At 67.8% G+C, this 13,766-nt stretch carries 11 protein-coding genes; 5 read left to right on the top strand and 6 right to left on the bottom strand.

Translation table 11 applies throughout. The features are described 5' to 3' along the window. Positions 1 to 12 precede the first annotated feature (12 nt). The 5 genes from manD (at position 13) to AC24R4_RS24145 (ending at position 6,645) form a co-directional block, all read left to right on the top strand. Positions 13 to 1,224: a D-mannonate dehydratase ManD gene (gene manD / locus AC24R4_RS24165; RefSeq protein WP_400393030.1), complete on the top strand. Its 1,212-nt coding sequence runs from the start codon at positions 13 to 15 to the stop codon at positions 1,222 to 1,224. 51 nt (positions 1,225 to 1,275) lie between these two features. Continuing rightward, positions 1,276 to 2,811: a mannitol dehydrogenase family protein gene (locus AC24R4_RS24160; protein ID WP_487523720.1), complete on the top strand. Its 1,536-nt coding sequence runs from the start codon at positions 1,276 to 1,278 to the stop codon at positions 2,809 to 2,811. 148 nt (positions 2,812 to 2,959) lie between these two features. Next, entirely contained in the window at positions 2,960 to 4,264 is a 1,305-nt protein-coding gene (locus AC24R4_RS24155; protein WP_400396251.1) for an MFS transporter, read from the top strand. Between the two features lie 6 nt (positions 4,265 to 4,270). Further along, entirely contained in the window at positions 4,271 to 5,497 is a 1,227-nt protein-coding gene (locus AC24R4_RS24150) for a metal-dependent hydrolase family protein (protein ID WP_400396253.1), read from the top strand. 245 nt (positions 5,498 to 5,742) lie between these two features. Beyond that, entirely contained in the window at positions 5,743 to 6,645 is a 903-nt protein-coding gene (locus tag AC24R4_RS24145; protein ID WP_400396618.1) for a LysR substrate-binding domain-containing protein, read from the top strand. A gap of 59 nt (positions 6,646 to 6,704) precedes the next feature. Here AC24R4_RS24145 and AC24R4_RS24140 read toward each other — a convergent pair whose 3' ends face one another. From AC24R4_RS24140 to tssA, 6 genes are all read right to left on the bottom strand, one after another. Further along, positions 6,705 to 7,805, bottom strand: coding sequence for a M14 family metallopeptidase (locus tag AC24R4_RS24140; RefSeq protein ID WP_487523719.1), 1,101 nt, complete (start codon positions 7,803 to 7,805; stop codon positions 6,705 to 6,707). 129 nt (positions 7,806 to 7,934) lie between these two features. Further along, positions 7,935 to 8,681, bottom strand: a complete 747-nt coding sequence (locus AC24R4_RS24135; RefSeq protein ID WP_487523718.1) for a hypothetical protein — start codon at positions 8,679 to 8,681, stop codon at positions 7,935 to 7,937. 54 nt (positions 8,682 to 8,735) lie between these two features. Next, on the bottom strand, positions 8,736 to 9,218 hold the full coding sequence (gene tssJ / locus AC24R4_RS24130) for a type VI secretion system lipoprotein TssJ (RefSeq protein WP_487523717.1): 483 nt from the start codon (positions 9,216 to 9,218) through the stop codon (positions 8,736 to 8,738). Between the two features lie 49 nt (positions 9,219 to 9,267). Continuing rightward, a complete protein-coding gene (tssG, locus tag AC24R4_RS24125; RefSeq protein ID WP_487523982.1) occupies positions 9,268 to 10,284 on the bottom strand; it encodes a type VI secretion system baseplate subunit TssG in 1,017 nt (338 codons plus the stop codon). A gap of 68 nt (positions 10,285 to 10,352) precedes the next feature. Further along, the gene (tssF, locus tag AC24R4_RS24120; RefSeq protein WP_487523716.1) at positions 10,353 to 12,173 is read right to left on the bottom strand and encodes a type VI secretion system baseplate subunit TssF; all 1,821 of its coding nucleotides are present in this window, start codon (positions 12,171 to 12,173) and stop codon (positions 10,353 to 10,355) included. A 16-nt stretch (positions 12,174 to 12,189) separates the two neighbouring features. Continuing rightward, positions 12,190 to 13,758, bottom strand: a complete 1,569-nt coding sequence (tssA, locus tag AC24R4_RS24115) for a type VI secretion system protein TssA (RefSeq protein WP_487523715.1) — start codon at positions 13,756 to 13,758, stop codon at positions 12,190 to 12,192. Between the last annotated feature and the right edge of the window lie 8 nt (positions 13,759 to 13,766).

Below are 13,766 nucleotides of genomic sequence, written 5' to 3'. Positions count from 1 at the left end.
CCGGAGACCCGCATGAAGATCACCAACGCACGCGTTATCGTCTGCTGCCCGGGACGCAACTTCGTCACGCTCAAGATCGAAACCGACGAGGGGCTGACCGGCATCGGCGACGCCACGCTCAACGGGCGCGAACTGGCCGTGGCCAGCTATCTGGAAGACCACGTCGTCCCATGCCTGATCGGGCGCGACGCGCACCAGATCGAGGACATCTGGCAATACCTGTACCGCGGCGCCTACTGGCGGCGCGGCCCGGTGACGATGAGTGCGATTGCCGCCGTGGACACGGCGCTGTGGGACATCAAGGCCAAGGCCGCCAATCTGCCGCTGTACCAGCTGCTGGGCGGCAAGAGCCGGACCGGGGTGATGGTCTACGGCCACGCCAACGGCAGCGACATCGGCCACACCGTGGAAGAGGTGCTGCGCTACAAGGAAATGGGCTACAAGGCGATTCGCGCGCAGTCCGGCGTGCCGGGGCTGAACAAGGTGTATGGGGTGTCGCGCGACCGGCTGTTCTACGAGCCGGCCGACGCCAACCTACCCTCCGAACACGACTGGAGCACCGAACGCTACCTGGACCACACGCCGAAGCTGTTCGACAAGGTGCGCGAAGCCGTGGGCCCCGACATCCACCTGCTGCACGACGTGCACCACCGGCTGACGCCGATCGAAGCGGGCCGGCTGGGCAAGTCGCTGGAGCCGTTCCGGCTGTTCTGGATGGAAGACGCCACGCCCGCCGAAGACCAGCGCGCGTTCCGGCTGATCCGCCAGCACACGGTCACGCCGCTGGCCGTGGGCGAGATTTTCAACAGCATCTGGGACTGCAAGGCCCTGCTGGAGGAACAGTTGATCGACTATATTCGAGCCACGGTCGTGCATGCCGGCGGCATCACCCATTTGCGCCGTATTGCCGACTTCGCGGCACTGCACCAGGTGCGCACGGGCTGCCATGGCGCGACCGACCTGTCCCCGGCCTGCATGGGGGCGGCACTGCATTTCGATATCTGGGTGCCCAACTTCGGCATCCAGGAATACATGCGCCATACGGAGGAGACCGACGCCGTATTCCCGCACGCGTATACGTTTCAGGACGGCATGATGTACCCCGGCGACGCACCGGGCCACGGCGTGGACATCGACGAGACGCTGGCCGCGAAGTACCCGTACCAGCGCGCCTACCTGCCGGTGAACCGGCTGGCGCACGACGGCACGCTGTGGCACTGGTAGCGCGGCGGGTGGCGATCGGCGTTGCGCGCAAGGCCTGACAAGGAGACCACGATGAGCGATATCGAACAGCTGCCGCGCCTGCATCCTGCCCGGCTCGGCGCGCTGCCGCCCGACGTGCGGCGTCCCGGCTATGCGCGCGACGCCCTGCGGGCGGGCATCGTTCACCTGGGGATCGGCGCCTTCCATCGCGGCCACCAGGCCGAGATCACCGAAGCGGCCATCGCGGCCATGGGGGAAGACGGACTGCGCTGGGGCATCATCGGCGTGTCGCTGCGCCGGCCCGACACGCGCGACGCGCTCAACCCGCAGGAAGGCCTGTACACGCTGGCCCTGCGCAGCGCCACCGCCGAAACGCTGCAGGTCATCGGGGCCGTGCTCGGCGTGCTGGTGGCCGAGGAAGACCCCGAGATCGTGCTGGACCGCATCGCCCATCGCGACACCCGCATCGTCAGCCTGACCGTCACCGAGAAAGGCTATTGCCACGACCCCGCCACCGGCGAGTTGAACCGGGCCGACCGCGACATCGTCGAGGATCTGTCCGCCGTATCGCACCCCGTGACCGCCATCGGCTACCTGGCGCTGGGGCTGCAGCGGCGCATGCAGCGGGGCCTGGGCCCGGTCACGCTGCTGTCGTGCGACAACCTGGCCAGCAATGGCGATACGCTGCGCCGCGTGCTGCTGGCCTTCTGCGCCGAGATCGACCCCACGCTGCACGACTGGGTAGCGGCGCGCTGCACGTTCCCCAACACGATGGTGGACCGCATCGTGCCCAAGACCACCATCGACGACGTGGCGCACGTCTCGTCGGCGCTGGGCCTGTACGACGCGTGGCCCGTGGTGGGCGAGCCGTTCTTCCAGTGGGTGATCGAGGACCGCTTTGCGGCGGGCCGCCCCGCATGGGAAGCCGGCGGCGCCCAGTTCGTCGCCGAGGCCCGCCCGTTCGAGGTGCTCAAGCACCGGCTGGTCAACGGCAGCCAGTCGATGATGGCGTACCTGGGCGTGCTGGCCGGCTGGGCCACCACCGACCGCGTGATCGCCCAGCCCCCCGTGCATGCGTTCATTTCCGACGCCATGGCGCGCGAAACCCAGCCCACGCTGCCGCCGCTGCCGGGGCTCGACGTGGACGCCTATCGCGCCAGCCTGCTGCCGCGCTTCACCAACCCGGCGCTGGGGCATCGCACGCGCCAGATCGCCATGGACGGGTCGCAGAAGATCCCGCAGCGGCTGCTGGCGCCGATCCGCGACCGCCTTGCCGCCGGCCAGCCGTTTCCGCGCCTGGCGCTGGGTGTGGCCGCGTGGCTGCACTTCCTGCGCGGCTACGACGAGGCCGGCAACGCCTTCCCGATCGAAGACCCGCTGGCGCAGCCGCTGGCCGCCGTGATGGCCGACGCCGCGCGCCGGACCGAAACACTGTTCGATGCCCGCACACGCGAGCAGACGCGCGTGCGGACCATTGCCGGCTTTGCACCGGTGTTTGGCGACCTGGCGCAGTCGGCGGTATTTGTCGACAGCGTGGCCACGCAGCTCGAACTGCTGTGCGCGCACGGCGTGACGGGTGCCCTGACGCGCGTCAACAGCACCGCCTAGCCCGACGCCAGCGCAGGCCACGCATGCGCTGGCGTCATGCCAGCATGCGCAGATATCGTTTCTCCCTCTTGCCGCGGCGCCCCTACCATCGGCCAGAGCCTGTCATAACAGGGCTTCCCAGCGTTCTGCCAAACAGGGAGAGAGAGACATGCAAGCCAGCGCCCCCGCCTTTGCGGAGACCGCGCCCCAGATCGGGGCCAGTCAACGCCGCCGCGCCATCATCGCCACGGTGATTGGCAACGGCCTCGAATGGTTCGACTTCACGGTGTACAGCTTCTTCGCCGTGATCATCGCCAAACTGTTCTTCCCCACCGGAAATGACCTGTCATCGCTGCTGCTGGCCGTGGCCACGTTCGGCGTCGGGTTCTTCATGCGGCCCGTGGGCGGCATCATCCTGGGCGTCTACGCCGACCGTGTGGGCCGCAAGGCGGCGCTGTCGCTGACCATCCTGCTGATGGCCGCCGGCACCACGCTGATCGGCATCGCGCCCACCTACGACCAGATCGGCGTGTTCGCCCCGCTGCTCATCGTCATCGCGCGCCTGATGCAGGGTTTCTCGGCCGGCGGCGAGATGGGCGGCGCCACGGCGTTCCTGACCGAGTACGCGCCCGAACGCCAGCGTGCCTACTATTCGAGCTGGATCCAGGCCAGCATCGGCGTGGCCGTGCTGCTGGGTGCCGCCGTGGGCACCTTCGTCACCGCCACGCTGAGCCCCGAGGCGCTCAACAGCTGGGGCTGGCGCCTGCCGTTCCTGATCGGCATGATCATCGGCCCGGTCGGCTTCTATATCCGTCACAACCTTGAAGAGACGCCCACGTTCCAGGCGACCACCGACAAGACCGACTCGCCGCTGAAGGAAGTGCTGCGCGACTATCCGCGCGAGACCGCCGCCAGCTTCTCGATGGTGATCCTGTGGACGGTGTGTACCTACGTGCTGCTGTTCTACATGCCGACCTACGCGGTCAAGGTGCTCAAGGTGCCGCAATCGACCGGCTTTGTCGCCGGCATGGCCGGGGGCATGGCGATCATGGTGTTCGCGCCCATCGTCGGCATGATGGCCGACCGGCTGGGCCGCCGCGGCCTGCTGTCGGGCGCCGCCGCGCTGATCTTCGTACTGGCCTGGCCGATGTTCGCCTACATCAACCACGCGCCGGGGCTGGCTTCGCTGCTGGTGTTCCAGATCGTCTTCGGCGTGCTCATTGCCGCCTACACGGGCCCCATCCTGGCCGCGTTTGCCGAACTGTTCCCGGCCAAGGTGCTGTCCACCGGCCTGTCGGTGGCCTACAACCTGGCCGTGACGATCTTCGGCGGCTTCGCGTCGTTCTTCATCACATGGCTGATCGCCAGCACCGGCAGCACCATGGCCCCGGCCATCTACGTGATGATCGCGGCGGCCATCAGCTTCTGCGGCACGCGCCTGGTGCGCGAGCCCGCCTACCTGCAATCGAAGTAATTGAAGATGACCCAGACTCTGCTTCAGGGCGGCAACGTCCTCGACCCCGTGCGCGGCGCGCTGCTGCCGCGCCATGATGTGCTGATCGACGGCGAGCGCATCGTCGACGTCAGCGCCACGCCGATCCACGCGCCCCAGGCCCGCGTGATCGACGTCGCCGGCAAGACCGTGATGCCGGGCCTGATCGACCTGCATGTACACGTGCTGGCATCGCTGGCCAACCTGGGCCTGAATGCGGTGCAGCCGAACGTGCTGGTGGCGTTCCGCGCCATGCCGATCATGCGCGGCATGCTCGAACGCGGCTTCACCACCGTGCGCGATGCCGGCGGCGCCGACTGGGGCCTGTCGCAGGCCGTGGCCACGGGGCTGATCCCCGGCCCGCGCATCTTCCCGTCGGGCAAGGCGCTGTCGCAGACCGGCGGCCACGGCGACTTCCGCCCGCGCTCGGACACGCTGGAGCCGTGCTCGTGCGCGTTCCGGGCCGGCGCCATCGCCCGCGTGGCCGACGGCGTGGACGCCGTGCGGCTGGCCGTGCGCGAGGAAATCCAGAAAGGCGCCACGCAGATCAAGATCATGGCGTCGGGCGGCGTGGCATCGCCCACCGACCCCATCGGCAACACCCAGTACAGCGAAGACGAGATCCGCGCCATCGTGGCCGAGGCCGAGGCCGCGCAGACCTACGTGATGGCCCACGCCTACACGGGCCGGGCGATCACCCGCGCGATTCGCTGCGGCGTGCGCACCATCGAGCACGGCAACCTTGTCGATGCGGCGGCCGCCCGCGTGATGCGCGAGCACGGTGCCTACGTGGTGCCGACGCTGATCACCTACGACGCCCTGGCCCGCGACGGCGCGCGCCTGGGCCTGCCAGCCGACTCCGTGGCCAAGATCGAGACGGTGCGCCAGGCCGGCCGCGATTCGCTGGCCATCTACGCCGAAGCCGGCGTACCGATGGGCTTCGGCTCCGACCTGCTGGGCGAAATGCACCAGTACCAGTCCGAGGAATTTCGCATCCGCGCCGAACTGCTGGGCAACGCCGAGGCGGTACGCTCGGCCACATCGATCGCCGCCGAGATCCTGCAGCGCGACGGCGAGCTTGGCGTGATCAAGGCCGGCGCGATCGCCGACGTGCTGGTGGTCGATGGCGACCCGCTGCAGGACATCGAGGTACTGGCCGGCCCGGCGTCGCGCATCGAACTGGTGATGCAGGCGGGCAAGATCCATCACGCTTGAGGCTACGACAGGCTTGCCCTCTCCCCCTGCCCCTCTCCCGCGCGCGGGAGAGGGGAGCAAACCGTTGGGGCTGCGATGCCTGCGGGTTGTCTCCCCTCTCCCGCAGAGCGGGAGAGGGGCCGGGGGAGAGGGCACGGCATTACAAATCGAACCCCTCGCCTCTCGAGACACCCCCATCCTGCCACCCGCTGGCACAAGGCTTGCGACTATCATTGGCATCGTCACCTGCCCATGACAAGCCCCCGATGCGCATCACCCCCCTTCCCCCATTGCCCTGCCTGGTCGCGTTCGAATCCGCGATGCGGCACGGCAGTTTCACCAAGGCCGCGGCCGAGCTCCATCTCACGCAAAGTGCCATCAGCCGCCAGGTGGCCCAGCTTGAGCGGTTCCTGGGCAAGAAGCTGTTCGTGCGCGAGCCGCGCGCGTTACGGCTGACCGTCAGCGGCCAGCAGTACGCCGAGCAGGTGCAGCGCCTGCTGGTGCGCTGCGCGGAAGCCACCGAGGATGTGATGAAGCGCAAGGGCCAGGTCGAGCTGACCGTGGCCTGCTCCTCCGGCGTGGCCGTGCTCTGGCTCACGCCGCGCCTGGCGGCCTTCCGGGCGCGGCATCCGGACTTTCATGTGCGGCTGGTGGTCAACGACAGCCTGGCGTCGCTGTCGGGCACCGATTTCGATGTCGGCCTGTATTACCTGCGCGAAGGCGCGCCCAGCGGCATTGCCGCGCAGCGTCTCTATGACGAGGAAGTGTTTCCGGTCTGCGCGCCGTCGTACCTGGGCGGACGGACGCTGAAGGTGTCGGACCTGCCCAGGGAATCGCTGCTGGTGCTGGAGGATGCCCAGCGCATCTGGATGTCGTGGCCGGCCTGGTTCGCGCGCAACGGCTTGCGTGAAACCCGCTTCGAGCGCGAGCTGGTGGCCAATACCTACCCCGTGCTGGTGCAGATGGCCATTGAAGGCCAAGGCATCGTGCTGGCGTGGCGCCATATGATCGACCGATGCCTGGCGGCGGGCCTGCTGGTGCGCGCCTGCGACGCCAGTGCGTCGCTGGGCGGCGGGTACTACGTGGTCTGGCCGCGCGACCGGGCCGAACCGGCGGCGGCGCGTGCGTTCCGTCAATGGCTGATCGAGGAAAGCGACCCCGGCGCCTAGGTCCGGTCGGGCATCGGCATGTTCCGGGGACGGACGGACGCCGCGCCTGAAGGTGGCGGCTACGGGGCGGAAGCGAGAGCCTTGCGCACGGCGTCCGTCACCTGCGCCACCACGCCCTCGCGCCAGTCATCGGTATCGCCATAGAACGCGTTCCATACCGTCTGCTTGATCAGGGCGCGCTGGTTCTCGTCGGCCTCTGGATGCAAGTACAGCCAGTGATCGCCGCGCAGTGCGTCCAGCACTTCGGCCAGCGGCAGCGTGCCGAATTCGAGCGCAATGCCGGCATAGTCGATGGACGGCAGGGTCTGTGGCACCGCCTGCCACGCCAGGCCCGTCAGGTTGGCCGAGGTCGAGGAACCGTCGTAGATCGATGTGACGCTGCGGCCCCAGATGGCACGGGTCCTGGCCAGCGGCTCGGGCGCGTCCGGCCCCATGTAGATCGGTTCGCCATAGCCCCACGGGCCCAGGCCGGTATGCACGTCGATCCAGCGCAGCACCGTGCGGCCCGCGCCAAACCGGGCCAGGATGCGCCGCAGCGTGTAATTGCTCCATGTGGCCTTGTGGCCGCCGAAGAACATGCCGGCGGCGTCCTGGTACTGTCCCGCGCTGACCGCGGCCTGATACCAGTCCATCCCCTTCTGGGCCACGGTCGTCATCAACGCCGTCTGCGCGTCGCAGGACGGCGGCCATTGCGCCGGCAACAGCAGCGGCGCCACTTCGGCATAGGCCGGGTTCAACGGCAGCGGCCGGTCGAAATCCATGAAATTGCGATTCAGATCGACGTTGTCCTCGTTGACGCGGCGCAGATGCGAGAACCCATAGGGGTTCACGGCATGCACGAACATCAGCGCCCAGCCGGCGCGGCGGCAATCGGCATGCAGCGCGGTATCGTGCAGCATCGCCACCTGGGCGCCCGATCCGCAGTAGCCTTCGGCGCCGTGCGTGCCCGATGTCACCAGCAGCACGTGGGTCGCGTCGGAGGCCCCGAGCCATGCGACATCCATGGCCAGTGCTTCGCCGTCACGGCCAACTTCGGTCGGATGGGGGAATTCGGTCAGGGTGGCGCCGCAACCCCGGGCGGCATCGAGAAACTTCTGGCGGGCTTCGGCATAGCTGCGCGCGAACTGGCGCGCAACGGGCGACATCGGACTGGCAGGCATGGCGGGGAGTTGGCCTAGGCCGGGTGAAGGTACGCCCAATGTAACGCCAATCGGCCGTCCGATGCCAGCGTCTTGCATGCGGGGTCTGGAACGGCCTCGGAACGGCTTCAGGCCGGCTTCAGGACGGCTTCAGAACAGTTCGCCCGGCCCGCCGGGCTCGCCTTCCTTCGGCCAGGCGGAACGGAACGCATGCGGATGCATGACGATGCCGGCCGCCTCGATCTGCGCGGCGGACAGCACCAGATGTCTGGCCAGCCAGTCATGCAGGCTGCGCAGAAAACGTATGCGATCCTGCCGATTGGCGCTGGCCGTCAGCCATTCCAGCTTGGTGTGCGCGGTGTAGACATCGAGCAGGTTCAGCGCCTTGAGCTTGGGCGGCGTGGCGGCGCTGCGCTCGATCCCCAGCACGCGCTGCACCTGGGCATGCGTCAGCGGCCGGCCGGCCAGGATCTGCTGGTACAGGTCTTCCAGCGCGGGAAACCGCACGGTCGGCTGCACGCGCGGCACGCCGGCCACCTTTTCCATCCGCAGCACCACATAGCGCGTGGCGAAGTTGCGTCGCTGCAGCTCCAGTTCGGCCGCCGTGGGCTTGCGGCGCGGCAGATCGGCAAACGCGGCGTCCACGCGCTTGACGGCGTCGCGTTCGGTGTAGTCCGGCACCTGGTCGAGCATGCCCGGCACGGCAAGCGCGGCGCGTGCGCATTCCAGACCAAATGGGTATTCCTGGCCGTCGGGACCGCGCAGAATCCAGGCATGGCCTTCCGGAAAGCCATGGTGCCGGCCACCCAGGGCACTGCGCGCGTGGCAGCGGGTGGCGGACGGATCGACAAAATCCTTGCGGACGGGAATCCAGCTCCCGGGCAGGGGTGGGGTCATGAGGCAGTGCGGGTGGGGAAATCGGCCGCCATTGTCCCACTGTTTCGGCGGCTGCTAAGTCATTTCGAGCGTATTGCCGCGCACCTCGATCCTGACCGGATCGCTTTTCTTCCATTGTTTTCGCGGGATGACGAGTTTCCACACCGCATCGCCGCCGGTGTCGCGGAAGAACGCCACCACGCCAACGTATTCGCTGCCGTCCTTCATCGGCTCGCTGATGCTGGCGGCCGCGCCCGGGCGCAGCACCACGTCCCCCGTGGCCAGCAGGTCCGGCTTCAGCCATTCCAGGTCATTGGCCTGCAGTTGCTCGTAGCTCGATTGCTCGAACCGCTGCGCGTCCTTGAGCTGATAGAACCGCACGACCGTCGACAGCGACTTGCCGGCGGCGTCGGGATTCACGGACGACCGGCCCGCGAGGTCGATGTTCATGGTCTTCACCTGGCTCGTAAACGCCCATTTCGCCGCGTCCACGGTGCCGTCCTTGACCGCCTGCCCCACTCCGCATCCAACCAGCCCGGCGCTGGCCAGCGCGACCATTGCACTGCGCTTCAGACATCGCATCGTGCCCTGCCTCCTATCCCATACGTTAAGAAATTGCTTGCGAGGGGCGCATGCCATGGTGCGTGGTCCGGTGACCCGTCCACGTTCCAAGCTGCACGCGAGTCAGCCTGCCTGCAGCCGTAGCGGGCCGCTGCGCGTCTTCGACGGGCTGAAGCTGAATCGAGTAGCCCAGCCGGGCATCCCCGGCATTGAGGCGGGGCGCGGGCATCAGTGCGGGCCGCACGTGCATTTCCAGGCACGCCTGGACCGTGTAGCCAAGATAGAAGCCCAGCAGCGCCAGCACCGCACGATGCATCGCGCCGCCCGGCAGCAGCCCGAGCACCGCCTCGCCGGTCTGCGGCACCAGCACGACGCGAACGGTATTGGTCCGATCCACGAAACCGCGCCCCAGCACGCAGTGGTCGCCAAGCGGCTGGGCGCGCTGCGCGTCCTGGTCGCGGGGGTCATCGAGTCGAACCCACACCGGGTGAAACTCCTCCACCGTGATACAGGCGTCCGGCACCGCGTGCCGTAATACGCCAGCCAACCCCTCGGCCGTACGTGTGCGCTGGCCGGCGAGGCCCAGCATCGACAACAGTTTTGGCGTTTCTACGATGCGTCGTACGTCCGGCTCGCCGATGCCCAGGCCCACCAGGCTTAACAGACATTGCGATATCTTGTCGCGCCCCTCGCGCCGGAAGCCAACCGGATACCGGTACTTGCTTGCCACACGGTAGAACTGCGTGACCATCCGGTGATGGAACAGGTCCAGAAACGCGGCCAGCGGCTCGGCCCCATCGCGACGCTGCGCGATTTCATCGACGAAATACGATGGCATGAACGCATCCACGCCGTATAGCCCGATAAAGGTCGTCCGCACTGTGGGCACGTCACCGAGCCCACCGGCATCCTGCTCGACCGCCGCCATCTCGCGCCCCGGAAAGCCAAGCTGCGCCGCGGACCGGAACCGCACCGGATCATCGGCAAGCCGGTTCGTGGAGCCCAAAGGGGGACGAGCGGGGGCCGCAAGCTCGATCAGTTCGCAAAAGCGCAGGAAATTCATCCGCGGCGCATTGGCCAGCAACGCAGCCAGCAGCCGTCCACCGGCTTTCGTGCCGTATTTGACCTCCCTCAAAATGGCGCTCCTTCGGCCTTGCTATCGGGCCAAACCAGCCGGGCGCCATCCGGCTGGGCGATGATGGTCAGGCGCGTATACAGGTTCAGCGTGGCGTAGAGCGACAGGAACGCATTCAGCATGTCGCCAAACAGCGCCAGATCGCCATCGCCGGCAAAGCGGGTCCGGTCAACCGTGACCGCGATGTCGACGCCACGCAGCAAACCGCCCTTGACCAGCTTGCGCAGCGGCCGGTGCTGCACAGCGGTGATCGCGCCGATCCGGCGCCGGTTCATTTCGCCATCGGTCCAGTCATAGAGCGCCAGCGACCCGCGCAGCATCTCGGCATCGAGCAGCGACAGGTAGTTCGGCGCCAGATGCGACAGCACGCGCCAGTGGAACCTGTCGCGCGTCGGCGGATAGACCGGCAAGGTCGGGGCGGTCAGGTTCCGGACCGCGCTGACGTGGGCGAAGCCGCTGCGCATACGCCGGATGCCGGCCTGTCCAAGCGCCTTGCGCGGCAGCATGCCATTGGTGCCCGTCACCGACAGCGACAGCGTCTCCTCGGGCAGGCTGTCGTGCTGTTCCCACGCATGGCCGCCCAGCACGAGCCACGTATCGAAGCGGCCCGATGGCCCGCGTCGCACGCGGGTGTGGAAGTACCGTTCCGGCATCTCGTGACGTAACATGCCCCCGCGATGACGGAACGCGGCGAACGGCGCATACTCGAATCGCCCGCCCGTCGCCGCCTCGAAGCCGCGCACGGTGTCCACCGAATAGACCTCGACATGCCAGCCGTGCCGCTCGGTGGCCCGCACGCGATACTCGGATTCCCGGTGGGTCACGGAAACGGGGTCCGCCTCCAGTTCGAACAGGTTGATGACCGGCGTGCAGTACAGCCGGAAGTTGTCGGCCGATACCCGCAGGTCGGCGGGCAACGCCTTCTCCTGGACGACCTCGACATCGAAGTGATCGACACCGGGCGGGATCGCCGTCAAGTCCAGGCCGACCAGATCCACGAACATGAACTTCTCGGGGAACGTGAAATACTCCAGCAGCAGCTGGTAGCCGCCGAACGCATTGTCCGGCTTCGGCCAGAGCCGTTCGCCCGCACCCAGTCCCGCCGGTTCGATGCGCAGCCCCGCCATGGGCTGCGCGGCACCGGGCCGGTCTGCGGGGAACCCCGGGACGCGTACCTGGACCGCTACCGGTGGCGCCGTCAGCGCGGCCCGCATCGCCAACGCCAGTGGCCGGTCGGCATGCAGGTATATCCGCAGGCGCGGCACCGCGAACGGCTCCCGCGTGGCCGGCCCCTCAAACGCCATCCGCAACCGGACGACCGAGCGTCCGTCCTCGCGCGTATCGATCCCGGCATCGGTCAGGCGCAGCGGATACAGATCGACGGCCTGCGTGGTCCGGTAGATGCACTCGACCTGGCCCGTGCCGTCGCGGCCGTCCTCCACGGCAATCGGATCGGACAGCACCTCCAGCCCGGCAGGCAGCACTTCGTGGCGATGCAGCCCGGCCGGCTCTGGCGCCAGTTCCAGGATCGAAAGCGACGGGATCATGCGCAGGTAATGCGGCCACAGCATGCTGACCAGGCCCTCCGTCATCTCGGGCAATTCGTCGTCGAGCTTTTGCCGTAGCCGCCCCATCAGGAACGCGAATCCCTCGAACAGGCGCTCGACATGGGGATCGCGCTCCCCGACGCGATCGATGTTGAGCATGCGGGCGCGGTCCGGAAACGCCTGCGCAAACTCCTTGCCGGCATCGCGCAGATAGCGCATCTCGGCTTCGTAGTAACGCAGGATGTCATTGTCGTGGGCGGATTGGCTCATCGTTTCAGCGTAGTCGTCATGCCAGGGTCAGGGTCCGTGCCGGGTCGATGGCGGTCAGTTCGCCCAGCAGCACGTCGATGCGATGCGCCAGCACCGGCTTGTTCGCGTCCTTGCGCAGAATGCGCGACTTGAGCAGCCGCAGCCGCTGCTGCTTGACGTCGAAGGCCAGCGCCGGTTCCCAGGCCGCCAGCTGGAACCGCTGCGCGTCCTGGTCCAGTACGGTCAGCAGGTGCGCGGCGATATCCGCGCGATCGGCCCGTTCGGCAACCCTTGCCATGACCAGCTGCCGGACAAAGCGTTCACGCTCGCCGCCGCGCGCCGGCAAGCCCTGCAACCACGACAAGGCGGCTTCGATGCCCCGCTCCGCGGCCATGTCGTTCGCCTGCGCCTCCATTTCGGTCCAGTCGGTCCTCGCCTCGGACACCACGGCGGGCGCGATCGGCCCACCGCGCTCCAGATCACGTACCGTGGCATGGCGACCGATCCATTCCAGTGTGGCATCGTCCGCGAACGGTGTGCCATCGGAGAAAGACAGCTGGTCCAGCCCCGGCAGGCGCTCCAGCAACAAGGCACAGTCCGTGGCCAGCAGGTCTCGCACGGCCGCGTATGGCCCGGCGGCCTGCTCCTGGGCAACAAACGCGTAGCACTGCAGATCCAGCCAGCAATGGTTCGCGCCTTCCGCGAAGGCCTGCTCCACGCGTTCGAGCAATTCCGGCCATTGCTTCTGCAGGGACAGCCGCTTCAGATGCGCGCGCAACTCCGCGCGCGGCGCCGCCAGCCGGGTGCGCCCACTGGCATCGTGAGGCGGCACCTCGACCAGGACATCCCAGCGCACACACCGTATCAGCCGGTAAGCGGCCAGATACCCATCAGGCTGCTCGCGCAGGAAACGCGCCATCTGGCGGGCACGGTCCAACAGTTCCCGTGCCGACGTCACCGCGCCGTATGTCAGCGACTCGGGTGCCTCCACTGGCTTGACCGGCCGGTCGTCGCTTGCCGCCGGTAACGGGTTTTCGATCCGACTCTCGAAGCGCCGGCACAGACCCTCCAGCGCCGGACGGCCGGCATCGGACCATTGCGCGGTCCGCGCCTGGATCAAGGCCAGCGCCGACAGCGTACGCGCCAGGGTGTCGCCGGTCAGTCCATGCACACGGTCCAGCCTGTCGGCGAACGTCGTGCCCGCCAGCCATTCGAGCGCCGCCTTGCGCGATTCCTCGCGGGCGGGCAGCAGCTGGCTGCCGAAGCGATCGATCAGCGCCGACAACAGTTCGAATCCTGCCGCTACGCCCTCCGCGCCATCGCGACGCATGCGACCGTACAGGTAGTAGACCGCCAGCCGTACATCCTTGGCATGGGTTTTCAGCAGCCGCTCGGACAACTCCACGATCAGGGCGTCGTCGACGCCAGACAGCTTGGCCACCTCGTCCTTGATCGCAAGGAATTCGTCCTCATAGCCTGGATCGTCGCCAACCGGCATTTCCGGGCGAATGTCCTGCAGCCATGGCCCCCATTGCGCCTGCGTGGAGGGTACGAGCGCCAAGGGCGTGTCGGCGCCAAACAGCGCCTTGAGTAGTTGATTGAACATACGGCGAG

The organism is Cupriavidus sp. CER-90 (assembly GCF_057652055.1).
This window is presented reverse-complemented; position numbering and strand designations above follow the sequence as displayed.

Bases quoted from the DNA above. Each gene is read 5' to 3' on its own strand.
- AC24R4_RS24135 (WP_487523718.1), bottom strand. From the start codon at position 8,681: ATGACCCCACCCCTGCCCGGGAGCTGGATTCCCGTCCGCAAGGATTTT.
- tssG (WP_487523982.1), bottom strand. From the start codon at position 10,284: ATGAATTTCCTGCGCTTTTGCGAACTGATCGAGCTTGCGGCCCCCGCT.
- AC24R4_RS24160 (WP_487523720.1), top strand. From the start codon at position 1,276: ATGAGCGATATCGAACAGCTGCCGCGCCTGCATCCTGCCCGGCTCGGC.
- AC24R4_RS24140 (WP_487523719.1), bottom strand. From the start codon at position 7,805: ATGCCTGCCAGTCCGATGTCGCCCGTTGCGCGCCAGTTCGCGCGCAGC.
- tssA (WP_487523715.1), bottom strand. From the start codon at position 13,758: ATGTTCAATCAACTACTCAAGGCGCTGTTTGGCGCCGACACGCCCTTG.
- tssF (WP_487523716.1), bottom strand. From the start codon at position 12,173: ATGAGCCAATCCGCCCACGACAATGACATCCTGCGTTACTACGAAGCC.
- manD (WP_400393030.1), top strand. From the start codon at position 13: ATGAAGATCACCAACGCACGCGTTATCGTCTGCTGCCCGGGACGCAAC.
- AC24R4_RS24145 (WP_400396618.1), top strand. From the start codon at position 5,743: ATGCGCATCACCCCCCTTCCCCCATTGCCCTGCCTGGTCGCGTTCGAA.
- AC24R4_RS24155 (WP_400396251.1), top strand. From the start codon at position 2,960: ATGCAAGCCAGCGCCCCCGCCTTTGCGGAGACCGCGCCCCAGATCGGG.
- tssJ (WP_487523717.1), bottom strand. From the start codon at position 9,218: ATGGTCGCGCTGGCCAGCGCCGGGCTGGTTGGATGCGGAGTGGGGCAG.
- AC24R4_RS24150 (WP_400396253.1), top strand. From the start codon at position 4,271: ATGACCCAGACTCTGCTTCAGGGCGGCAACGTCCTCGACCCCGTGCGC.